Genomic DNA, 23,533 nt, shown 5'->3' with positions numbered 1-23,533 from the left:
ACCCGCCGGCGAAATCGTTACGAATCCTAGTATTTCCTGCGTTCCGGCCGGCAGCGCGACGCAGAATCCGACGCACTCCCCTTCCCCGCTACTCACGACCCGCCTCGCCGACCCCGATCTGGCCGCCGTGGCCGCGGCATGGCCGACTCTCCCCGAGCCGATCCGACGGGCCATTCTCGCCCTCGTCGCGGCAGGGGGTGGGGCGGGGGCGTGACAACGAACTCGGGTCGTCACCCGGTGAAACCGTCCCCAAAGTCCCCACAATTCGAGCCTCACCAGACCGACGCCGGGCCGTGCTTTCACCCGTAGCGGCTTGGCCGGTAGATTGTGCGTCCGGGCGAGAGCCGGCCGCCACCGCATTCACTCAAGCATCCGCAGCCGCGTCGCGGCGAGTCCCGCCCGTTGCCGGCCTCGATCCGTCGTGTTAGCATCGGGCGGTCCCCCGAGGTCGCCCCGATGTCTCACGACCGGACGCAGCCGGCCGCCCCTATCCGCAACCCGGTCGCCACCGGCGACTACACCCCCGCCCCCGCCCCGGACCCCGCTGGCACCCAGCCGAGTAGCCGGCCCGCGGGGGCGCGGCCCGACGGGCTCCTCGACGTGCCCGGGTACGCCGTCACCGGCGAGATCGCCCGCGGCGGCATGGGCCGGGTGCTCGCTGCCACCGACCTCGCCTTCGGCCGCGAGGTCGCCGTCAAGGTACTCCTCCCCGGGCACGAGGCGGGCGAGGAGGCCGAGCGGTTCGTCCGCGAGGCGCGGATCACCGGCCGGCTGGCCCACCCCGGCATCCCGCCGGCCTACGAGCTCGGCACCCTGGCCGAGGGCTCCCCGTTCCTGGCGATGAAGCTGGTCCGCGGCCGGACGCTGGCGGCGCTACTCGCCGACCGTCCCGACCTGGCCGACGACCGGCCGCGGTTCGTCGGCGTCGTCGAGCAGATCGCCCAGGCGGTCGGGTTCGCCCACTCGCAGGGGGTGATCCACCGCGACCTGAAGCCGGCGAACGTCATGGTCGGGGCGTTCGGCGAGGTGCAGGTGATGGACTGGGGGCTGGCCCGGGAGCGGGAGGAGGAGCGGCCGGCCGACGGGCCGGGGGTGCGGGAGACGGCGCTGGAGGTCCGGGCGGCGGCGCTGACGGTGGCCGGGGCGGTGATGGGGACGCCGGCGTACATGGCCCCGGAGCAGGCCCGGGGCGAGGACGTGGACGCCCGGGCCGACGTGTTTGCCCTCGGCGGCGTCCTGTGCGAGGTGCTGACCGGGAAGCGAACGTTCACCGGCGCGACTACGGCCGAGGTGATGGCGAAGGCCCGGGCCGGCGACCTGTCCGATCCCTTCGCCCGGCTCGACGCCTGCGGGGCCGACTCGGACCTGCTATCGCTGGCAAAGCAGTGCCTGAGCCCGCGGCCGACGGACCGCCCGGCCGACGGGACGGTGGTGGCGGCGGAGCTGGCGGCGTACCGGGCCGGGGTGGAGGCGCGGCTGCGGCAGGCGGAGACGGACCGGGCGGCGGCCGAGGCGAAGGCCGAGGAGCAGCGGAAGCGGCGGCGGGTGCAACTGGTGCTGGCCGGGGTGGTGGTGCTGGTGGCGATCGGCGGCGGGGTCACGGCCGTGCAGGTGCAGGCGCGGCGGGAACAGGACCGGATCGCCGCGGACGAGACGACCCGGCAGAAGGAGCGGGAAACCCGGGCGGCGGCGCTGGTCGATTCGCTGGCCGGGGCGGACCCGGCGGCGGTGCCGCGGATCGTCGCCGACCTCACCGACCTCCGCGACCTGGCCCGGCCGCGTCTGGTCGAGCTGGCCGCGCAGCCGGTGACCACGCCGGCAGGGCTCCACGCCCGGCTGGCGCTGCTCCCCGACGAGCTGGGGCGGGCGGCGGAGCTCGCCGCGTACCTGCCGGCGTGCCAGCCGGGGGAACTCTTGCCGATCCGCGACGCCCTGAAGCCGCACGCCGTGGTCGTGTCGCCGCCGCTGTGGGCGGTGCTGGCGAACGAGTCGGCGGCTCCGGGGCGGCGGGTGCGGGCGGCGGCCGCGCTGGCGGGGTTGGCGCCGGCTGACCCGCGGTGGGCGGGGCTGGCCCCGGCGGTGGCGGAGGCGGCGGTGCAGGCCAACCCGGTCGAGTTCGTGGCGTGGTCGGCGGCGCTGGAGCCGGTGCGGGGGGCGCTGCTGCAGGCGCTGGTGAAGCGTTACCCCGCGTCACGGGAGCGGATCGAGTCGGGCAAGCTGGCGGTGTCCGCCCTGTCGGCCGAGGCGTCGGGGTTCGATCTGACGGCGAACCTGTTGGCCCGCTACGCCGCGGACCGGCCGGCGGAGCTGGCGGAGCTGGCGGTGACGGTGGACGCCCGGCACCACGCCCTGTTCGCCGGGGCAATCACGACGAACCGGGCGGCGGTAGTGCCGCTGCTGACGGCCGAACTCGGCCGGCGGGTGGTGGTGCCCGAGGACAAGCCTGTGGCCGACTACCTGGGCGAGATCACGGCTGCCGACCTGCGGGTGAAGCACGCGACGGCGAAGGCCGCGATGGCCGCGAAGCGGTTTGAGGTCCGGCTGTTGGGCGGAAAGTCGTACCGGCTGACGCTGGAGAGCGCGGACTTCGATTCTTACCTGGCCGTTCGGGACGCGGCGGGGAAGGAAGTGGCCGCGGACGACGACGGCGGGGGCGGCGAGAACGCGCTCCTCAACTATACCCCGTCCGGAGACGGGAGCTACGCCGTGTACGCCTCGTCGTTCAAGGGGGTCGGTGCGTTCATTCTGCGGGTCGTGGAGACGGCGACCGGGGTCGAGGAGGCGAAGGAGGCGCTGGCCCTGCGGCAGGCGAACGCGGCGGCGGTGCTGCTGTCGCCGGTGGAGTCCGAGGCGGTGTGGCCGCTTTTCAAACACACGCCGGACCCGACGGTGCGGAGCTATCTGGTGCACCGGGCGGCGAGGGTGGGTGTCGATCCGGTCGCCCTGGTCGGGCGTTTTCGTGCGGAGGGTGACATGTCGGCGAAGCGGGCGTTGCTGCTGACGCTGGGGGAGTACCCTCCCGCGGCGGTGCCGGATCGTGCGGGGCTGACGGCGGAGCTCCTCACGCTCTACAAGGAGGACGCGGACGCGGGGCTGCACGGGTCGCTGGACTGGCTGCTGCGGCAGAAGTGGGGGCAGGCGGCGGCGGTGGCGGTGATCGACGCGGGGCTGGCGAAGAAGGGTGGCGACGGGGCGAAGACGGGGAAGGGATGGTACGTGAACGGGGAGGGGCAGGCGTTCACCGTGATCCGTGAGCCGAAGGAGTTCACGCTGGGGTCGCCGGCGACGGAGCCGGGGCGGGTGGAGGTGAACGAGCCGGCTCACCGGAAGCGGATCGTGCGGTCGTTCGCGATCGCGACGAAGGAGGTGACGGTCGATCAGTTCCTGCGGTTCCGGCCGGGTCACTCGTGGGTGAAGCGGTACAGCCCGGACGGGGACTCGCCGGCGGTGTCGGTGAAGTGGTATCAGGCGGCGGCGTATTGCAACTGGCTGAGCGATCGGGAAGGAATCCCGGAGGATCAGTGGTGTTACGAGCCGAATGCGAAGGGGGAGTATGGGGAAGGGATGACGATGCGGAAGGGTCATCTGAGTCTGACGGGGTACCGTCTGCCAACGGAGGTGGAGTGGGAGTATGGGTGCCGGGCGGGTGCGGTGACGGGGCGGTACTTCGGCCGGCCGGAGGGGCTGTTGCCGTTCTACGCGTGGGGGTTGAGGAATGCGGACGACCGGTCGTGGCCGGTGGGTCGGCTGAAGCCGAACGACCTGGGTCTGTTTGATATGCTGGGGAACGTGCTGGAGTGGGTGGAGGACCCGGCCGTGCCGTACGCGACGGGGCAGGTGGAGGATAGGGAGAACGCACAGTATCTTGAGATTAATGAACAATTAAACAGACTTCTTCGTGGTGGCTCATTCAGCAGCACGCGGGAGCTCCTGCGGTGTGCGCTCCGCGGCAGCGTCCGGCCGTCCTACGGCGACATCACGGTCGGGTTCCGCCCCTCCAGGACTTTGCTTGATTAGCCGATTGTAATCCGGCTCGTCATCGCTTCGCTAGATTCTCGCAGTTACTCGACGTGCGGGCGGTTGAGTTCGAGGCCGAGGGGGAGTTGCTACACCTAAGGGAGGAGTTGCAGACCGGCACGCCCACCCCTTCGGCCCGTGACCCTTTCCCCGTCACCAAGCCGAGGCCCCGCCTCATCCGCGCTGCACCGCCCGTCGCATCTGTACGCACGTCCTGATCCCGGCGCGGACCCGTTACAATCCCAGATGTGACCGCACGCTGGCACGGACCGAGGCATAACCTTCGCTCCCGGGATCGCAACATGAGCGTGGCGTTCTCCTGCCGGTCCCGGCCGCGGGTGGCGTGGTCACGGAACTGCCCCCGGTGCCGGCTGGGGAAGGTGAAGGTGCGCACGGGGGCGGCGTACTCCCGGTTCTGGTACTGCGCTTCCGGCGGGTGCGGGTGGGCGTGCTGGCGGCCGCCGGCCGTGATGGACTGCCCGACGTGCCGGGCCGGGATGATCTGGTCTCACAGCAGGTTGTCGGTCGGATGCCCCGGGTGCGGGTTTCGGGTGGCCCTCCGACGAGCCACGGAAAAGGACAACTGACCCCGCCCGCCACGCCGGCGAGTATCCCTTTTGGCACTCTAACTTCGCCCGGGTCGATGCCACCACCCGGGCCGAATTACCCCCCCACTAACCTCGCCGGGGAATCGGCGCGGGAGGCAGCGACGAGTTTCGGCTGACGCCCCCGCAACCGTCCCCAAAATCCCCCGAGTGAGAAGCTCGTCAGAGGGCGAATACGGATCAGGACCGAAGCGGGGCAACGACCGAACTGTTGCACAACCACTGGGGACACCGACCCCGACGTGACCGCGGTCGCGGCGTGCTGGCTGCACCTTTCAAAGACTATCCGTGGCGCCGGTTTGGCGAAGGTGCAAGCCAGTATCGAAAGGCAGTGAACGGCTTTTGATTTCGACGCCCCGAACGCTCATGAATTCTCACAAAAGCTTCGATTCCCACGGCGATTGAGGGTGCGGCGGTAAGGCCGCACCGCCCTGAAAAACCCGATATCGGAGTACCCTGTAGCGTGGATCGGAGGGCCACCCATGCCGCTGTTCGTCGAGTACGTCCGCCCCGCCTGGCGCATCTCCCGTGACGGCCCCCGGGACTTCTCGGGAGGCGAGTTCTGGGGCAGGTTGAGCGTCGGCGCCCGTGTCGTCGAGTGGACACTGAACGACGACGACAGCGTGACCGTGAGGCACCCGGGTTGCCGCGGGATATTCGCCGCGCTGGCCGGCCAACCGTCGGAGCCTCAGCGCTATCGCGTTTACACTGTGAAGGCGCCCGCGGCGCACGGCGGGTTGCGGACGTGGTGGGCGTGCCCCGGATGCGCCCGTCGCTGCGGATTGCTGTACCTCGTCCCCGCCCGAGACCGGCTCGGCTGTCGCGTCTGCTGCCGACTCGTCTACCGAAGTCAGTACGAGCGCCGGACACGAACTCAGCACCGTGGCAGTGGCAAGGCGCAGGGACGTACCCGAGCGGGGTAGTGCCTGAGAATTTCCGACGCCAAAAAAAGCCGATCGTGCCGATCGGGACGTGGGGTTATAGTCCCGCGCGGACGTTCGGGCGGAAGTTGGTTCTTGTGCCAACCTTGCCGACTGGTAGGCTAGTCGGTCAGCACTTTTGAGGTGCGGGGTAGAGCCGGCGGAGTTTGACCCGGGCGTCGGCCGTCGTGAAGCGCCAGTTCACTCCGACCTTCCGCTCGTTCCGCTCCTTCACCCACGCCGTCACCACCTGGCTCAGCCGGGCCGCCGACCCGATCCGGCGGTCCAGGCACTGACCCGACAGGGCGGCCAACTCGCACTCCGCCACGTTCAGCCACGACCCGTGCTTCGGGGTGTAATGCCACTCCAGCTTCGCGGCGATCCGCCGCGCCCGGTCCGGCTCGAACGCCTCGTACAGGCACCCCGGGTCGTGGGTGTTCAGGTTGTCCGTCACCAGGACCAGCTTGTCGGCCCCGGGGTGCCGCTCCTCCACCAGCCACCGCAGCACCTCGGCGAAGTCCTTCGCCGTCCGCCGGTCCGTCACCGTCACCTGCCGCCAACCCGCCAGCGGCTCGGAGATCATGAACAGGTTCGCCGTCCCCTCCCGCTTGTACTCGTAGTCGTACCGGGCCGGGGCGCCCGGGGCGGTCGGCAGGGGCTCACGGACCTCGCTCACCAACTGCTTGGACGACTCGTCGATGCAGACCAGCGGCCGCTTCGGGTCCGCCGGCCGGTGGTACACCTCGATCACGTCCTCCATCCGGGCCACGAACTCCCCGCTCGGGCCGTCCGGCAGGCACCACTGCTCCTTCAGGTGCGGCTTCACCACGTTTTTTTCATCACCCGCCGGACCGTCTCGGCCGAGACGGCGGGAACGACCTCCAACTCGACCAACTTGTCGGCCAGCATCCGCAGGGTCCACCGGGTGCGCTCGTCCGGGGGCGGGGAGCAGGCGAGGGTGATGAGCCGGGCCTCGGCCGCCCCGTCCAGCACCCGCTCCCGACTCGGCTTGGCCTGGGCCTTCCGGGTCAGCGCGGCGGCCACCCCCGACTCGACGAACCGCTGGCGGACCCGCCCGACGGTGTCGGTGCTGACCTCCACGGCCTCGGCGATCCGGTCGTCCGTCCACCCCGGCCCGCCGTCGGCGGCGTCGGCCTTGAGCAGGATGCGGGCGTGGGCCACCTTCTGGGCGGCCGTCCTCCCGGCCGCCAGCAACCCGGTCAACTCGACCCGCTCGTCGGCGGTCAGGGTCACAACGTACTTCTTCATGGCGGATTCCTCCCGATCGCCCCAGTGGAGCTGATCGGGGGGCTGTCCGCAACTCGAAAGCGTCAGCCGACTAGGGGCCGGCACCCTGCCCCGCCCCGGTATGCAATGGCCGTCGAATCCAAACCGCTGTTCCGCCCCGAGGCGATTCGGCCCGTCGTCGAGTCTGTCGTCCTGATGCCCGCCAGTACCCAGCCGCGGGTCAAGCTCGGGAAGTGGGCGGCGCTCCTCTCGACTGCCGCCGCGGACAAGAAGAAGGAAACTGAACTCCTTCCGGACTACCTGCGCGATGTGTTCGTCGAGCTGCTCGGCTACACAGGCCCGGCCGACGGCGGTCCGGTGTACACGCTGAAGCGGGAGGCGCTCGTTCAGGTGGACGGCAAGTACGCCGACGCCGCCCTCGGGCGGTTCGGGGCAGCGGGCGACACCATCATGGTGGCCGTCGAGGGGAAGGGGCCGCGCGACCCACTCGACCGCCCGTTTGCGGGGCGGAAGCGGTCGGCGGTGGAACAGGCCGCGCTGTACGCCCTCCAGCTCCGCGCCGACTGGTACGTCGTCACGAACCTGAAGGAGATTCGGCTCTACCACAAGGGGCACGACACCGCCCACTACGAGCGGTTCGAGATGGGCACGCTGGCCGCGGACGAGGCCGAACTGCGGCGCTTCGTCGCCATCCTCGGAGCCGCCAGGGTGGCCCCCGACACCGGCGTGAACCACCTCGACATGCTGTTCGTCGAGTCCAAGAAGATCGGCCGGGCGCTCACGGCCGACTACTACCGCGAATACCGCCAGCTCCGCGAACAGACCTTCGCCGCACTCTGCCAGCACAACCCCCAGCGCCCGCCGCGGGAGTTGCTGGCCCTCACGCAGAAGATTCTTGACCGCGTGCTGTTCATCGCATTCGGTGAGGACCGAGGGCTACTGCCTCGTGACACGATTGCTGACGCCTATAAGCACCGAGACCGGTATACCCGCCGCCCGATTTGGGAGAACTTCCGCGGGCTCTTCGACGCCGTGAATGAGGGCAAACCGGACTTGGGCATCGACCAATACAACGGCGGGCTCTACAAGCCCGACCCCGCGGTCGATTTGCTGACTGTCCCGGACGCGGTGTGCGAGGGGTTCAAGCGGCTGGCGGACTACGAGTACGGGAAGCCCGGCAGCGGCAGCGCCACATACATCGACGTGGACATTCTGGGGCACATCTTCGAGCAGTCGATTACCGACCTCGAAGAGACGCAGACCCAGCTCGCCGCCGGGGCCGACGCCGACGCGGCCGGGCCGAGCAAGCGGAAGCGCGAAGGCGCGTTCTACACCCCCGAGTTCATCACCGGGTACATCGTCGCCGAAACGCTCGGGCCGGTGCTGCGCGACCGGTTCGAGACGCTCCGGGCCGCCCACCAACTGGCCGCGAAGCGGTCGAAGAAAGCCAAAGCCCTCGATGACCCGCGCGTCTTCGACGCCGACATGCTCGACACGACCGCCCGGAACTTGCTCGTCGGGTTCTGGCGGGATTGGGCGAATGGGCTGGAGACGGTGCGGATCGTGGACCCGTCGTGCGGCAGCGGGGCGTTCCTCATCGAGGCGTTCGACCAGATGTTCGCCCACTACCGGGAAGCCGAGGGGTATCTTCAGGCGCTCGGGAGCGGCTCGAACCTGTTCGAGCCGCAGCGGACCATCCTCACGCACAACCTGTTCGGCATGGACCTGAACGGCGCCGCGGTGGAGATCGCCCGGCTGTCGTGCTGGATCAAGACGGCCGCCCGCGGGAAGCTCCTGACGGCCCTCGACCGGAACATCATCGAGGGGAACAGCGTCGTCGCGCCGGCCGCGGACGTGTCGCCGCGGGACCACTGGCGGGCCACGTTCCCGGACGTGTTCGCCGCCGGCGGGTTCGACGTGGTCATCGGCAACCCGCCCTACGTCCGCCAGGAGTGGATCAAGGGCGACAAGCCGTACCTTCAGCGGCACTATCGGGCGTATGACGGCGTGGCCGACCTGTACGTCTACTTCTACGAGCTCGGATTGAACGTCCTGCGGCCCGGCGGGCGGCTCGGCTACATCGTCACGAACAAGTGGATGAAGGCCGGCTACGGCGAGGCGCTGCGGCAGCTGTACGCCGAAGCCGCGTGGCTCGAAACGGTGGTGGACCTGGGGCACAACAAGCAAATCTTCCCCGACGCCGACGTGTTCCCGTGCATCCTGACGGCCCGGAAGCCGGACGCCGGCCCGGCCCCGGAGTCGGCGCGGGTGTGCGTCATCCCGCGGGAGCAGTTCCGGGTCGATGACCTGTCGCGGCAGATTCGGGCCGAGGGTGTGTCGGTCCCACGGTCGCGGTTCGGAGCTGACCCGTGGAACCTCGAACCGCGGGGCGTGGCCGACCTCATGGCAAAGCTGAAGGCAGTGGGTCTGACGCTCCGGGAATTCGCCGGGGTGTCGCCGCTGTACGGCGTGAAGACCGGGTGCAACGAAGCGTTCGTCGTGGACACACCGACGCGGGATCGGCTGGTCAATGAACACCCGAGTAGCGCAGCGGTGCTGAAGAAGTACCTGCGCGGTCAGGACGTGGACCGCTGGCGCTCCGAGTGGGCCGGGCAGTGGATGATCTTCGCCCGCCGTGGGATCGACATCAACCAGTTCCCCGCGGTGAAGCGGCACCTTGAGGCGTACCGAATCCAGCTCGAACCGAAGCCGAAGGACTGGGCAGGCAAGGAATGGCCGGGTCGGAAACCGGGTGCGTACAAGTGGTACGAGTTGCAAGACCCGGTGGAGTACTGGCAGGCGTTCGGGAACCCCAAGCTCGTCTATCAGGTGATTCAGTATCACCCGTCCTACGCGCTCGACGTTGCAGGGATGCTCGGCAACGACAAGACGTTCTTCCTGCCCACCGCAGACCTCTACCTGTTGGGCGTACTTAACTCGCCCGCGATGTGGTGGCACAACTGGCGGGCGCTGGTTCACCTGAAGGACGAAGCCCTCTCCCCAATGGGCTACTTGGTGGAACAAACTCCGATCCCGCGACCGACGGCCGACCAGCGCGCCGCGGTCGAGGCCGCGGTCGGGCAGTTGGTTGAGCGGACCCGGGAACGGCAGACCGGCCGCGCCGCGGTGGTGGACTGGCTGCGCGCCGAGTTCGGGGTCGAGAAACCGTCCCAGAAGCTCCAAGACCCCGCCGGGCTCGACAGTGACGAGTTCACCGCGGAAGTGAAGAAGGGGCGGAAGAAGGGGCTCACCGTGGCCGACGTGAAGCGGTTGCGGGACGAGTTCGAGGCGTCCGTGCGACCCCTCCAACGGCTGACGCGTGAGGCCGACGCGCTCGAACATCGCATCTCCGACACTGTGAACGCGGCGTTCGGGCTAACGCCGGCCGAGGTGAAACTGATGTGGGACACCGCCCCGCCGCGAATGCCCGTTCAAAGACCAATCACCGGCTAGTTCTGGGCGCGTGCGGGGGAAGCACCCGTCGTGCACCTGAAGCTGTAATCGCAAGTGACTTTATGCCAGCAAGTTACGCCTTCATGTCAAACAGCTAAACCAAGTGCCGATCGAGTAGACCGCCGCTGCTCCTTGCTCACTTCTCTCTCATCATTACAGGTGCCCCGCATCCCAGCAATGCTGCCCCATGTCCGGACTGGGCGTGATCGAGGGTGCCGGGGGCGACGTGCTCCCGCCTCGACGACAGGGCGAACGGTCGCCCGCAGCCCGGCCGGCGGAGCGGGGATCACGCCATGACGGGAGCGATTCACCTCACCCCACACGCTGAAGGTCACCCGGCCCTGACGGTGGACCAGGGCGCGGCCGAGCGGCTGAGCGGACTGAGTTACAAGACCCTCGGCCGGTTGGCCGACCAGGGCGAGCCCGTCGGCCGGCTGAAGGTCGGCCGCCGCGTACTGTTTCACGTCCCGACGCTCGCCGCGTACCTGACGGCGAAGGCCCGAACCAACCCCACCACCTGACACCCCCAATCGGAACGAGCCGCGGCGCCCGACTCCCCACGAGGCGACGCCGCGGCCCGGTCCGCAGGAGAACCTATGACCACCTTAACCGGTGACCGACCCGAGGGCGAGACCCTGATGCGTGTCGCCCACCGCCTCCTCGAGTGCACCCGCGGCCGGCTGATCCTCGCCGCGCGGCGGGCGCTGCTGACCCGACTCCTCACCCACCCGACCGCGACGATCGACGACGTGCGGGTCGTTGTGGCTGTGCCGCCGGGGTTCGACCCCAAGCTGTTCGGGCCGGTCGCTGGACCGCTGGCCCGCGCCGGGATCATCCGAGCGACGGGTTACGCCCGAACGGGCCGAGCCGTCGGCCACGCCCGCCCCGTGACCGTGTGGGAGCTGGCCGACCGCACCGCCGCGGTCGCGTGGCTCGCTACGAACCCGGCGACGGGCGACACCATCGCCGCAGAAGGGGGTGGCCAGTGACAACGCCCAACGTGCGGCTCGCCGCGGCGCTCGACTACGCCGCCCGCGGCTGGCCCGTGCTCGCCCTTCACAACCCCGTGGACGGCGGCTGTAGTTGTCGCAAATCCGACTGCGCGCAGGCCGGGAAGCACCCCCGAACCGCGCACGGCGTCAAGGACGCCAGCACCGACGCGGCGACGATCCGCGGCTGGTGGGTGAAGTGGCCGGACGCCAACGTCGGCGTGGCGACCGGCGCCGCGGCGGGAATCCTGATGGTCGGGCCGGACGGCGACGCGGGGCTGGCCGACCTGGCCCGGCTGAACGACGAGCACGGCCCCGTGCCGCCGACCCGCCGCGGCCGGTCCGGCTCCGGGGGCGCGCACCTCATCTTCAATTGGCCGGCCGACGGGGTGCCGCTGACGAACCGCAAGAACCACCGCGGGCTCAAGATCGACGTGCGCGGCGAGGGCGGTTACTTCGTGGCGCCGCCGTCGGTCAACGCCACCGGCGCCTACGCCTGGACCGACACCCGCGACCCCGCCGACGCGCCGGCGTGGCTGCTGGCGTGGGTGCGCGGTACGTCGCTCAAGCTCACCGCCACGGCCGGGCCGGGGGCGGAGGAGCGGGCGCGGGCGTACCTGAAAAAGTGCGACGGGGCGGTGAGCGGGCAGGACGGCCACGGGCGGACGTTCGCCGTCGCCCGGGCGCTCGCCTGGGGGTTCGCCCTCCCCGACGACGTGGTGCTGCGGCTGCTGCGCGACGACTACAACCCGCGCTGCACGCCCCCGTGGTCCGAGCCCGAGCTCGCCCACAAGGTGAAGGACGCCGCCACGAAGGACTACGGCAAGCCCCGCGGCTACCTCCTCGACGCCGCCGACGACGGTGGTGGTCGTGCGACGAACTCCACCCGGTCAGCCGTAACGCCACCCCCGGGGTGGGCGCCCCCGGTGCCGCTGCCGACCCTGCCCCCGGTGCCCCCATTCCCGCTGGCGGTCTTCCCGCCGAAGGTGGCCGACTACTGGCAGGCGGCCGCCGCCGCGCTGGCCGTGCCGCCCGAGTACGTCGCCGCGCCCGGGTTGGCCGTAGTCGGCGCCGCCGCCGGCCGGTCCCGGGCGGCGCAGATCAAGAGTTCGTGGTCCGAGGTGCCACTGTTCTGGACGGCAGTGCTCGCACCGCCCGGCTCGACGAAGAGCGCGGCCCTGAAGATGGCCCGGGCGCCGCTGCTAAAGGCCGAGCGGGTATGGCAGCGGACGTACCGGGGCGAGCTGTCCGTGTTCGACACCGAGATGGACCGGCACAAGTCCCGGCTGAAGGAGTGGCGCGAACAGGGGTGTGAGGGCGAGCCGCCGAGCCCCCCGCGGCGGCCGACGCTCCGGCAGGCGGTACTCGACGACGCCACCACCGAGGCGGTGGCCCGGGTGCTGGCCGACAACGAGCGCGGCGTGGTGGTGCTGAAGGACGAGCTGAGCGGGTTCGTCCGCGGCATGGACCAGTACCGGGGCGGCCGCGGGGCCGACCGGCAGTTCTGGCTCAGCGCCTGGGCCGGGGCGCCCGCGAAGGTGAACCGGGTGAAGGACCACGCCGCGGGGCCGCTGGTCATCCCGCACCCGTTCGCGGCCGTCGCCGGGATGATGTGTCCCGATTCGCTGGCCGAGCTCCGCGGCGAGAACCGCCACGGGGATGCGGCCGCCGACGGGTTCCTCGACCGCTTCCTGTTCGCCTACCCCGACCCGTGCCCGGCGATGAAGGAGTCGTGGCGGACCGTGACCCCGGACCAGGAGGCCGGCTACGCCGACGTGGTGTTCGACCTGCTCGGGTTGGAGTTGGTGCCGGACGGCCCCGCCGCCGACCCCGAGTACCGGCCGCACTTCGTGCGGTTGAGTCACGACGGCCAATTGGCGTGGGAGGAGTTCACGGAGATGAATTCCGCCCGCACGAACGCCCTCGACGAGGCCGACCCGTTCCGGGGCGTCTTGGCCAAGCTCCGCGGTTACTGCGCCCGGTTTGCGGCGCTGCTGTGGTCGGTCCGCCGGGTGTGCGGGCTCGTGGAGGAGAACGCCCCGATCGGCGTGGACGAGTTGGCCGGCGGGGCGGTGCTTGTGGACTACTTCGAGCGGCACGCCGGTCGCGCCTACGGCCGGAAGTGGCTCGACCGGCCCGGACGTGTTGCACGACGGCTGCTGGCGTGGTTGGCCCGCAACCCCGAGCGGACCGCGTTCACCCGCACGGATGCTTACCAACAGGTGAAGGACGAGCGCGACGTGTCGAGCGCCGCGGGGTTGGCCACGGTGTTCGCGCTGCTAGTGGACCACGGCTACATCCGGCCCGTGGACCGGCCCGAGAACGCCCGCCCGGGGCCGATCCCCGAGACGTATGAGGTGAACCCGAGCTGGAACCGTCGTACCTGGGAATGAGTCCCCAAAGCCCCCGTAGTTCGACCGTGGTTCAACTATGGGGACTTTGGGGATGGTTTCAGGTGTCGGCGGGCGGGAGCGATCGACTACCGAGCTGGCGCGCCGCGGTGGCCGCCGGTATGATCCACACGCCTTTGGCCGGGCCGGCGGGATGCGACCTGAGAACCGCACCCGCCGGCCGGCCGTTCTCAGAAGGGCACAACTCGATGGCCAGCATCAGCACCGACAACGGCGGCAACGTCCGCATCCTGTTCGCCGCCCCCGGCGGGGGGCGGAAGACGATCTACCTCGGGAAGGTGACGCAGAAGGTCGCCGCCGCGGTCAAGCTGCGCGTCGAGTCGCTGGTCGGCAGCATCGCCGCCAGGGCGCCGGTCGATCCGCAGACGGCGGCGTGGACGGCCACCATTCCCGACGACCTCGCCGCGAAGCTCGCCGCCGTGGGGCTGATGGCCGAGCGTCAGTCCCAGAAGCTGGGCGCATTCCTCGACGAGTACGTCCGCCGCCGAGCGACCGACGGGCACACCAAGCCCGCCACGCTGGTGACGATCCGCCGGGTCGCCGCCGACCTGGTGGCCGAGCTCGGGGTCGGGACCGACCTCCGGGCCGTCACGGTGGCCGAGGCCGAGCGGTTCAAAGCGGCATACACGGGGAAGGCCGGGGCCACGGTCTACCGCCGGCTCAAGATGGCCAAGATGCTGTTCAAGTACGCGCTCAAGCTGAAACTCATCGCCGAGAACCCGTTCGCCGACGTGGGCGGCAAGAACCACAACCCGCTCGAGCGCCAGTTCTACGTCACCGAGGCGGACACCCTCGCACTCCTCGACAAGGCGACACCCCTCTGGCGGGTCATCATCGCACTGGCCCGGTTCGGAGGGCTCCGCTGCCCGTCCGAGGTGCTGTCGCTCAAGTGGGAGGGCGTGGACCTGCCCCGCGGGCGGATGGTCGTGGACTCGCCGAAGACGGAGCACATCGAGGGGAAGGCGTCGCGGGTGGTGCCGATCTTCGCCCGGCTCCGGCCGTACCTCGAAGAGGCGTGGGAGCTGGCCGGCCCCGGCGAGGTGTACGTGATCGGCGGCGCGCAGGGCGACCGCTACCGGGCCACGACCCAGAAGCCGGGCGGGTGGGTGAACACGAACCTGCGGTCGGTGTTCGAGAAGCTCGTCCGCCGGGCCGGACTGGTGGCGTGGCCGCGGCTGTTCCAGAACCTGCGGTCGAGTCTCGAAACCGACCTGATGAAGCAACACCCCATACACGTCGTGACCGCCTGGGTCGGCAACACGCCGAAGATCGCGCTCGGCCACTACTTGCAGACGCTGGAAGGGGACTTCGAGAAGGCCGTGCGCGGCGACGCAACTTCCGACGCACCGGCGACGCAAAAGCCGACGCAGACCCGGGCGGACGGAATTAGACCCGACGGGACAACATCGGCGGAAGTGCTTGCGGGCAGACCGGTTAGTCCGGTCCTGACCGCTCCCGTCTCATACTGTCCAGATGTTCAGGTGGCCAAGGTGGGACTCGAACCCACACGTATTGCTACGCTCGATTTTGAGTCGAGTGCGTCTGCCATTCCGCCACTTGGCCCGTCGATTTAACCTAAGCCGGCCCCGTTGCAGGGGCAAGGGACGGACCCGCGCCCGGCGGCGGCGGTTCGGTCCTGAACGCCAGCGACACCGAGTTCAGGCAGTACCGAAGACCCGACGGCGCCGGGCCGTCAGGGAAGACGTGGCCGAGGTGGCCGTCGCAGCGGGCGCAGCGAATCTCGGTGCGGACCATGCCGTGGCTGTCGTCCACGACCTCCGCGACGTGGGCCGGGTCGTACGGCGTCGTGAAGCTCGGCCAACCGGTGCCGGACTCGAACTTCGACCCCGAGCGGAACAGCGGCAGGCCGCACAGCCGGCACACGTACACGCCCGCTTCCTTGTTCTTCAGCAGCCCGCCGCAGAACGGCCGCTCCGTGCCCTGGTGTAGTATGACGCGCCGCTCGTCCGGCGTCAGTGTCGCCTCGGCCGCGGCGCGGGCGTCGGCGGTCAGCGGCGACAGGTCATACCCACTCGCGGATCGGCCCATGTGCGGCTCCTGTTGTGTGAGGCATTGTAGCGCCGGCCCCGCCGAACCTCCACCGAACCGTCCGTGTCCTTGACCCGCCATTTGGCACCGCCGGGTGCCCCGCCCTGGATCCGCTCGTCGCGGAAAAAAGGCCGCAAGCCGCGGCCGGGCGGCGGACCCCGGACAACCGCCGCCCGCTCGTCGCGGCCGGCAGGGGCTCGCTCCCATGAAGAAGGTTCACGTCAACGTCGGCACCATCGGCCACATCGACCACGGCAAGACCACCCTCACCGCCGCCGTCCTCGCCGTTCAGGCCGAACTCGGCCTCGCCGAGCGGAAGGACTACCACGCCATCGCCAAGGGCGGCGTGCGGCGCGACGAGACGAAGACGGTCACCGTCGTCGCCAGCCACGTCCGGTACGAGACGGAGCACCGCGAGTACGCCCACGTCGACTGCCCGGGGCACGCGGACTACGTCAAGAACATGATCACCGGGGCCGCCCAGATGGACGGGGCGGTGCTGCTGATCTCGGCCGTGGACGGCCCGATGCCGCAGACGCGCGAGCACGTCCTCCTCGCCCGCCAGGTCGGCCTCGACCGGCTCGTCGTCTTCCTCAACAAGGTGGACCTCGTGACGGACGCCGAGTTGGTGGACCTGGTCGAGCTGGAGACCCGCGACCTGCTGGCGAAGTACGGCTACGACGGCGCCGGCACGCCGGTCGTCCGCGGCAACGCGAAGGGCGCCCTCGACAACCCGGCCGACCCCGTGTTCAACGGGTGCGTCCGCGAGCTGCTGGCGGCGCTCGACGCCCACGTCCCCGCACCGGCGCGGGAGGTGGACAAGCCGTTCCTTCTGCCGGTCGAGGGCGTGTACTCGATCGAGGGGCTCGGCACGGTCGTCACCGGCCTGGTCGCCCGGGGGCGGGTCGGCCCCGGTGACCGCGTCGAGGTGCTTGGCGCCGCCGACGGCCTGGAGGCGGTCGTCACCAGCGTCGAGGCGTTCCACCTGCCGACGGCCCGGGCCGAGGCCGGCGAAAACGTCGGCGTCCGGCTGCGCGGCGTGAAGGCCGACCAGGTGTGGCGGGGCTGCGTGCTCGCCGCCCCGGGGTCGGTGACGCCGAACACGCGGTTTCGGGCGTCGGTGTACGCGCTGACGAAGGCGGAGGGCGGTCGTCACACCCCGTTCTTCAGCGGGTACAAGCCGCAGTTCTTCGTCCGCACCACCGACGTGACCGGGGCGTTGACGCTGCCGGCGGGCGTCGACATGGTGATGCCGGGCGACTCGGCCCCGGTCGAGGTAACGCTCGACCGGCCGGTGGCGCTGACGGCCGGCGGCCGGTTCGCCATCCGCGAGGGTGGCAAGACCGTCGGCTCCGGTGTCGTCACCGAGTTGCTGGGCTGACCCGGGCGAAGCCCACCCGCCGCGGCGGGTGGGCTTCGTTCCTTTCACCCTTCCCGAAATCCCCCAAGCCACGTGACCGCCCGCGCCGATACTCCCGACACGTCTCACCCCAGGAGTCGCGGATGCGTCGGGCCGGCTGGCTGCTCTTCCTCGCGGCCACGACACCCGCCGTCGCCCAGCCGCCGCTGCCGAACCCGTTCGGCCCGCCGGAGGCCACACTCCCGCAGAGCGCTGGCGACCTGGTGCCGAGGAACCTCTACGGTGCCCTCACACCCAGCGCCTACCCCATCGACTTGCCCACGGTGCTGAAGCTCGCCGGGGCCAACAACCCCACCGTCGGCATCGCCCGCGCCCGTGCCCAGGAAGCCGTCGCAAGGCTGGACCGCTCCCAGCTCCAGTGGGTTCCGACGCTCTCGTTCGGGCCGTCGTTCTTCTACCACGAGGGGATCGACCAGAACCGCCGCGGCGACATCTTCGACGCCTCGCGCGGGTACTTCGCCCTCGGCGTCGGGCCGCAGTGGCGGTTCGACCTGGGTGAGGCCCTCTACGGCCCGCTCGTCGCCCGCCGCGTCGTCCGGGCCGAGGAGGCGAGATCGGTCGCCGCGGCGAACAGCGTGCAGTACGACGCCGCGTCGGCGTACCTGGACTTGCTCGAAGCGCACGGCCTCCTCGCGGTGAACGCCCGAACGCTATTCCGTGCCGAACAGATGCTCACGGCCGCGGAAGCAGGCGCGAAGGCCGGCGCGAACAAGACCGTGGCAGACGTCCAGCGCGCCGCCACGGAGGTCAACATCCGCCGGCAGGAGGCGCTCGTGCTCCGCGCCCGCGCGGGGGCCGCGTCCGCGCGGCTCGCACGGTTGCTACTTCTCGACCCGGCCGTCGAGCTGCGGCCGTTCGAGGTCGCCGTCGTGCCCGTGATCCTGGTGCCGGGGGAAAACACGCTTCCGCAGCTGATCGACGCCGCCGTGCAGGCCAGGCCCGAAATGACGGCGGTGCTCGCCGAATTGGAGGCAGCCACGAGCCTCGTGCAGCAGGCGAAGATGGCCCCGCTCTTACCTCGTGTGCAGGCCGACTTCATCGGCGGCGGGATGCAGGCGGGGCGCGGGCTCGTCAAGCCGGTGCCGGCCGGCACGACCTACGGGTGGAGCGAGTTCCGCGGCCAGTACAACGCCAGCGCCGCGCTCGTGTGGCAGCTCGACGCCCTCGGCGCCGGCAACGCGGCGACCGTCCGCCAGCGCCGCGCCGTGTTCGAGGCGGCGCAGTACCGCGTCGCCGAAGTCCGCGCCGCGGTGTCGGCGGAAGTGGCCGAGTCCGCCCGCACCGCAGCCGCGCGGTACGACGCGCTCCTCGCCGCACAGGAAGCGGTCCGCGAGGCGACCGAGATGGGTCGGAAGTTCCGCGAGGCGGCGTACGGCGCCGACGGGCCGAAGCGGCAGTTCGACGCGCTCGAGCCGCTGACCGGCATCCAGGCCCTGAACCAGGCGCGGACCCAGTACCTGCAAACCGTCATCGAGTTCAACCGCGCCCAGTACCGCCTGTTCACCGCCCTCGGGCAGCCGGCCGAGTCCTCGCTCGGCCGTGGCGTCGCGCAGCCGCTCACGGTGCCGGCCGTCCCTCCACCGCCGGAGCGCGGCGCTGTCCCCGTTCCCAAGAAGTAGCGAATTTCGGGTAACGGACTCAGCCGTCTGCCGGCCGCGGTCTCGCGGGTAGGGATTCCGCCCGTTTTTGTTGCACGCCGCGTCGTCGCGTGCTACATGCTCGTAACCGTTGATACAGCCGTCGCAGCCGTTACAACCCGCACACTATTTTTCTCGTGTCGGTTGAACGTGGCGACGACCCCCAAGCCCGGGACGGACCCCGGCCCTGCTCACGGGAGCGCCCGGAGTCGTCCGTGACGATTACGCCCAGCATTCCCATCCCGCCGTCTCGCCGGCTGCCGGCTCCGCTGGACCAGACGCCGCCTCCGACCATCCTGTTCGGCCCGCCCCCGCCTCCCGCCGTGTTCGGGTCCAGCAGGACCGGTAGCTCCGCGTTCGGCGACGACCCCGCCGCCGGCCCGTCGATGCCGGAGGTCGGCGACGTGTTCGTGGGCTTTCGGCTCGTCGAGGAGTTGGGCCGCGGCACGTTCGGGCGGGTGTTCCTCGCCCACCAACTCGACCTCGCCAGCCGCCCGGTTGCTCTGAAGGTCACGCTCCGTCCGACGCGCGAGCCGGAGCGGCTGGCCCGGCTTCAGCACCTGAACGTCGTGCCGGTCTACTCCGTTCACGCGGTCGGGCCGATGCAGCTGATCTGCATGCCGCTCCGCGGCCGGCGGACACTCGCCGACGTGTTGAAGTCGCACCGCGGTAGCTCCGGCGGGTGGAGCAAGAAGACCCGCGCCCTGCGCGGCTCCACGACCGTGACCACCAAGGTGCGGCCGCAGAAGACCGCACCGGCACCGACCCCGACGCCCGCCGCCGACGTACCGGACGACCTGGTCGGCAACCCGGTCGCGGTCCTGAGGGTGTTGTCTCAGCTCGCCGCCGGGCTCGACCACGCCCACGGCCGTGGCATCCTCCACCTCGACATCAAGCTGGGTAACGTGCTCCTCGCCGACACCGGCGAGCCGATGCTCCTCGACTTCAACCTCTCGACCGACGCCACCGAGGCGAGCCGCGAGCTGGTCGGCGGCACCGTGCAGTACATGGCCCCGGAGCAACTGCTCGACCTGCGCACCCGCGGGCACGGCGGGGTGGACGCGCGCACCGACCTGTACGCGCTCGGTGTGGTCGCGTTCGAGTTGCTCGCGGGCGAACCGCCGTTCCCAGGCTCGTCGCGCGCGCTGGCCAACTTCGACAGCCTGATGGCCGCCCGGCAGGCGGGGCCGCCCGACCTGCGCGCCGCGAACACCGCGGTGACGCCGGCGGTCGATGCGATCGTGAGGAAGTTGCTCGCCCCCGACCCGGCCGACCGGTACCAGACGGCCGCGGACCTGAAGGAGGACGTGGACCGACAGCTGGCCGACCGGCCGCTCCGGTTCGCGCGCGAGCGGTCCGTCGCGGAGCGGGCTCGGAAGTGGCGGCGGCGGAACCCCCGGCTCCTGGTCGGCGGCGTGATCGCTGCCGTGGTCCTGGCGGCCGGCGGAAGCGCCTCCTACGCCGTGCAGGCCGCCGACGGCCGCAGTACCGCCGAAGCCCACTTGAAGGCCCAGACCACGACCGAGTTGCTCCACCCACTGCGGATCGACCTGACGACGACGGACGACCCCCTGGCGGTCGCGCGCGGCATGAGCCGCGCTCGGGTACTGCTCTCCGACTACGGCCTCGCGGACGACCCGAACTGGCGGGAGCGCGACACACTACGCCGCCTCCCGCACGACCGACGTGCCGCCCTCACGGCCGACCTGGGTGAGGTGGCCCTGCTGTACGCCAGCGCCCGACTGGCCGAGTCGCGGGTGGAGCCCGGCCCCGACGGGGACGCCGTCCGCAACGACGCCGCTCGGTTCGCCCACGCCGCGACCGCGTGCTTCGCAGAGGCGCCGCCGGCCCTCGTGCGACTCCTCCGTGAGTTCGGGCTGAGCGCCGCCGAGCCCGGACCGCCGTCGACGCCGCGCGACCACTTCCTGAACGCCGTCGAGGACTTCCGGGCGGCCCGCACCGCGGAGGCTGCCGCGGCTCTGGAAGACGTGACGTTCGCCGACCCGACGCACGCCGCGGCCCAGTTCCTGCTCGCCACCTGCCGGGACCGCCTGGGCCAGGCGGACGCGGCCGTCGAACGGTACGCCGTCGCCGCGGCGCTCCTTCCCCGCGACCTCCGCACCTACCGCCACTGGGGGCGGGCCGAGTTGAACGCGAAACGGCCCGACCGCGCGCTGAAGGTGTTCGACCGAAGCGTGAGGCGGATGGAGGGCGTCGAGCCGGGGGCCGACTTCCGTGACCTGCGCGGTAGCGCCCGGCTCGCGGTCGGCGACTACCCGGGCGCCGCGGACGATTTCACGGTGGCGATCCGCAGCGGCGTTCGGCCGGTGGCGTCGTTCCTCGGCCGGGCCGCGGCCCGGGACGCCAGCGGCGACCCAGCCGGGGCTGCTGCCGACCGACGCGCACTGGCGTCGGTCACGCCCGTACGGGCGGTCGATTGGCTGGAACGGGGGTTGGCGATCGAGGCCCACGACCCCACCGGAGCGCGACGCGACTTTGAGAAGGCCGTCGCCGGAGGCGCCGCCACGCCGGACGCCTTCCGGGCGCTGTTGCGATCCGTGCTCGGTCACACGAACGACGCGGAGGCCGCGCTGCACGCCGCCGAGGAGGCCGTCTACCGCTTCCCCGGGCGTGCCGAATTCCACGCCGCCCGCGCGTTGGCGCTCGCCCGTCTCGGCCGGGCGGCCGAGGCTCGTGACGCCGTTGCCGCCTCGGCCGCGCGGCAACCCACGGACCTCGACTCGTACCGCCTCGCGGCCGCACTGGCTCGGTCGAGTAACCCGGCGGACCAGACCGCAGCCCTGCAGTGGCTCCGGCAGGCCTACCTGGCGGGCGTTCGAAACGTGTCGAGGTATGAGAGCGACAACGACCTGGCTGCGCTTCGCGAGACGCCCGAGTACCGCGAGTTTCGGGCAGCGGCTGTCGAGTTGATGCGAAAGTGAAACCGACGCGGCCCCGGTGGTGAACAGGGAGCCCACCGGGGCCGCAGCGACAACCGGAATCACGGGCCGGGAACGTACGGCGGGGTGCCGCCGCTGCTGGTGCCGCCGCCGCCGATCGGCCCTTGGCTGGGGTCGATGCCGCTGCCGTTGCCCGGGTCGTAGATCGGCGGGTTGCTGCCGCTGGGCGGCGGAATGATGACAGTCGGGTCGACCCCGCCGCCGTCCGGGACGTCGCGGGATTCGAGCCAGGTTAGACTGAGGCGCGTACGAAACATGGAGTCCTCTCCGTGAGGGGGTGAAAGAACATCCGCTGCTAGCTGAACTCGCTGCCGCTAGTTTCGCCGGACCTCAATTAATCCGCAAGGGGTATTGAGGCCGATTTCTGGCGTTTTGCGCCCCGGCACGCCCGGATTCAGGCGGCAGGCCAATAAGTTTCGTGGCACCACAAGAAAATCGGCTCAGAACGCAACGCGGCTGTCAGATTTCTGACCGGAAATGAGCTCATACCCGGGAGCGAAGTTGTGCCGAAGATACAATTATTGCTCGGGCAAATGCGCGTCAGTCGAAAAACTCGTCTTCAGGATTAAACGCTGGTAGCGCGACGACCACGGTTGTCACTCCCGTCTTGCTCACGAGTCGGTGCCTCGTCCCGGGCTCGACCCACAGCACCGTGCCGGCTTCCACGTCCACCCAGTCGCCGTTCAACTCCATCTTGCCCGTGCCCGACAGGATGTAGTACACCTCGGTCGTCTCGCGGTGGTAGTGCCGCACCGCGTCGCGGATCGACGTGACGTGTAGCGACAGAGGCGCCCCGTCGGCGGCGGTCAGGATGCGGGTACTGTCGCCGCACGGGCACGGCACCGTCGGGGCGTCGGCGGCGCGGCGAACCAGGTAGCCGCGGGTCGCGGTCGGCATCGCTGTGTCCCCGTGAACCAAGTCCACTTCAGGCTAGCCGCACGGCGGCCCCCCGACGAGGTGCGTGCGTGTTCCGCCGAGTGAGTTGCTTCGCCCTACTTTTTGCGGTCGGCTGCGGGACGCAACCGACGTTTCTTCTCCCCGACCCCGCGGCGCCGAGTCCGACGAGCTCCGAGCAGCGGTTCGATCCCGCACGCTGCGGCACGATCACCGGCCGGGTGACGTGGGGGGGCGCGTCGCCGGACCAGCCGACGTTCCTGTACGGCGTCGCAGCCGCCGGTGGGAACTTCGTGACGAAGTCATTGAGGGGTCCCTATCAGCCGCGAATCGATCCGACGTCGCGTGGCCTCGCGGGCGTCGTCGTCTCGCTGCGCGGGGTCGATTCAGCGGCAGCGCGGCCGTGGGACCATCCGCCGGTGCGGGTGGAAATCGCGGACGGCGCCATCCGCGTGATTCAGGGCGGCGTCGGCCGCGTCGGGTTCGTGCGGCGGTTCGCCGAGGTGCAGTTCGCGTCGGGCGAGCCGGTGTACCACATCCTCCGCGGCCGCGGCGACGACTTCTTCAGCCTGGCACTGCCGGCCGCCGACTCGCCGCGGGTGAGGAAGTTCGAGCAACCGGGCCGGGTCGAGCTGTCGAGCGGTACCGGGCTCTACTGGGCGCGGGCGGACCTGTTCGTGTCCGACCACCCGTACTGGACGCTCACCGACGACGCGGGTCGGTTCTCGCTGCCGCAGGTGCCGGCGGGGCGCGTCGAGGTGGTGGCGTGGCACCCCAACTGGCGGCCGGCCCGGCAGGACCGCGACCCGGAGACGGGGCTCGTCAGCCGGATGACCTACGGACCGCCGTTGGAGCGCACGACGCCCGTCGGCGTGACGGCGGGCGCGACGAGCGACCTCGCGTTATCATTCGAATAGCGCCAACCCCCTT

General features: G+C 70.7%; 14 protein-coding genes and 1 tRNA gene. 9 read left to right on the top strand and 6 right to left on the bottom strand.

Going from position 1 to position 23,533, the window contains the following annotated elements; genetic code table 11:
* Window positions 1-456: 456 nt before the first annotated feature.
* Window positions 457-4,017 (top strand): bifunctional serine/threonine-protein kinase/formylglycine-generating enzyme family protein, encoded by a 3,561-nt coding sequence (locus ETAA1_RS13250; RefSeq protein WP_145238816.1) that lies wholly within the window; start codon window positions 457-459, stop codon window positions 4,015-4,017.
* A 1,655-nt stretch (window positions 4,018-5,672) separates the two neighbouring features.
* Here ETAA1_RS13250 and ETAA1_RS13245 read toward each other — a convergent pair.
* Window positions 5,673-6,811, bottom strand: a protein-coding gene (locus ETAA1_RS13245) for an IS630 family transposase (protein WP_145238812.1) whose coding sequence is annotated in 2 segments (ribosomal slippage) — window positions 5,673-6,370 and window positions 6,370-6,811 — 1,140 coding nt in all. Because the reading frame shifts where the segments join, the coding sequence is not laid out codon by codon here.
* Between the two features lie 105 nt (window positions 6,812-6,916).
* On the opposite strand from ETAA1_RS13245, the gene ETAA1_RS13240 reads away from it, so the two are divergent.
* The 4 genes from ETAA1_RS13240 (at window position 6,917) to ETAA1_RS13230 (ending at window position 13,625) form a co-directional block, all read left to right on the top strand.
* A complete protein-coding gene (locus tag ETAA1_RS13240; protein ID WP_145238809.1) occupies window positions 6,917-10,243 on the top strand; it encodes an Eco57I restriction-modification methylase domain-containing protein in 3,327 nt (1,108 codons plus the stop codon).
* Window positions 10,244-10,536: 293 nt separating this feature from the next.
* Window positions 10,537-10,764 (top strand): helix-turn-helix domain-containing protein, encoded by a 228-nt coding sequence (locus ETAA1_RS13235; RefSeq protein WP_145238806.1) that lies wholly within the window; start codon window positions 10,537-10,539, stop codon window positions 10,762-10,764.
* A gap of 117 nt (window positions 10,765-10,881) precedes the next feature.
* Window positions 10,882-11,232 (top strand): hypothetical protein, encoded by a 351-nt coding sequence (locus tag ETAA1_RS31880; protein ID WP_202920867.1) that lies wholly within the window; start codon window positions 10,882-10,884, stop codon window positions 11,230-11,232.
* Window positions 11,229-13,625 carry a DUF3987 domain-containing protein gene (locus ETAA1_RS13230; protein WP_202920866.1) on the top strand — a complete coding sequence of 799 codons (2,397 nt, stop codon included), beginning with the start codon at window positions 11,229-11,231 and terminating at the stop codon, window positions 13,623-13,625. Before ETAA1_RS31880 ends, ETAA1_RS13230 begins: the two co-directional genes overlap by 4 nt.
* A gap of 188 nt (window positions 13,626-13,813) precedes the next feature.
* Here the strand turns inward: ETAA1_RS13230 and ETAA1_RS31875 are convergent, their stop codons facing one another.
* The 3 genes from ETAA1_RS31875 to msrB all read right to left on the bottom strand — a co-directional run bounded on the left by ETAA1_RS31875 (window position 13,814) and on the right by msrB (window position 15,692).
* Window positions 13,814-14,392 carry a hypothetical protein gene (locus tag ETAA1_RS31875; RefSeq protein ID WP_202920865.1) on the bottom strand — a complete coding sequence of 193 codons (579 nt, stop codon included), beginning with the start codon at window positions 14,390-14,392 and terminating at the stop codon, window positions 13,814-13,816.
* 733 nt (window positions 14,393-15,125) lie between these two features.
* Window positions 15,126-15,206, bottom strand: a tRNA-Leu gene (locus ETAA1_RS13220).
* A 12-nt stretch (window positions 15,207-15,218) separates the two neighbouring features.
* Window positions 15,219-15,692 carry a peptide-methionine (R)-S-oxide reductase MsrB gene (msrB, locus tag ETAA1_RS13215; protein ID WP_145238800.1) on the bottom strand — a complete coding sequence of 158 codons (474 nt, stop codon included), beginning with the start codon at window positions 15,690-15,692 and terminating at the stop codon, window positions 15,219-15,221.
* A gap of 205 nt (window positions 15,693-15,897) precedes the next feature.
* Here msrB and tuf point away from each other — a divergent pair, with 205 nt between their 5' ends.
* From tuf to ETAA1_RS13200, 3 genes are all read left to right on the top strand, one after another.
* A complete protein-coding gene (gene tuf, locus ETAA1_RS13210; RefSeq protein ID WP_145238797.1) occupies window positions 15,898-17,073 on the top strand; it encodes an elongation factor Tu in 1,176 nt (391 codons plus the stop codon).
* 122 nt (window positions 17,074-17,195) lie between these two features.
* On the top strand, window positions 17,196-18,731 hold the full coding sequence (locus ETAA1_RS13205; protein ID WP_145238794.1) for a TolC family protein: 1,536 nt from the start codon (window positions 17,196-17,198) through the stop codon (window positions 18,729-18,731).
* A 233-nt stretch (window positions 18,732-18,964) separates the two neighbouring features.
* Window positions 18,965-21,691 carry a protein kinase domain-containing protein gene (locus ETAA1_RS13200; RefSeq protein WP_145238790.1) on the top strand — a complete coding sequence of 909 codons (2,727 nt, stop codon included), beginning with the start codon at window positions 18,965-18,967 and terminating at the stop codon, window positions 21,689-21,691.
* A 59-nt stretch (window positions 21,692-21,750) separates the two neighbouring features.
* Here ETAA1_RS13200 and ETAA1_RS13195 read toward each other — a convergent pair whose 3' ends face one another.
* Together ETAA1_RS13195 and ETAA1_RS13190 are read right to left on the bottom strand one after the other, a co-directional pair.
* Window positions 21,751-21,966, bottom strand: coding sequence for a hypothetical protein (locus tag ETAA1_RS13195; protein ID WP_145238787.1), 216 nt, complete (start codon window positions 21,964-21,966; stop codon window positions 21,751-21,753).
* Window positions 21,967-22,249: 283 nt separating this feature from the next.
* Entirely contained in the window at window positions 22,250-22,606 is a 357-nt protein-coding gene (locus ETAA1_RS13190; RefSeq protein WP_145238783.1) for a cupin domain-containing protein, read from the bottom strand.
* Between the two features lie 68 nt (window positions 22,607-22,674).
* Here ETAA1_RS13190 and ETAA1_RS13185 point away from each other — a divergent pair, with 68 nt between their 5' ends.
* The gene (locus ETAA1_RS13185) at window positions 22,675-23,520 is read left to right on the top strand and encodes a carboxypeptidase-like regulatory domain-containing protein (RefSeq protein ID WP_145238780.1); all 846 of its coding nucleotides are present in this window, start codon (window positions 22,675-22,677) and stop codon (window positions 23,518-23,520) included.
* The last annotated feature ends 13 nt before the right edge of the window (window positions 23,521-23,533 follow it).

This window comes from Urbifossiella limnaea (assembly GCF_007747215.1).
In the GTDB taxonomy this organism is placed as follows: Bacteria; Planctomycetota; Planctomycetia; order Gemmatales; family Gemmataceae; genus Urbifossiella; species Urbifossiella limnaea.
This window is presented reverse-complemented; position numbering and strand designations above follow the sequence as displayed.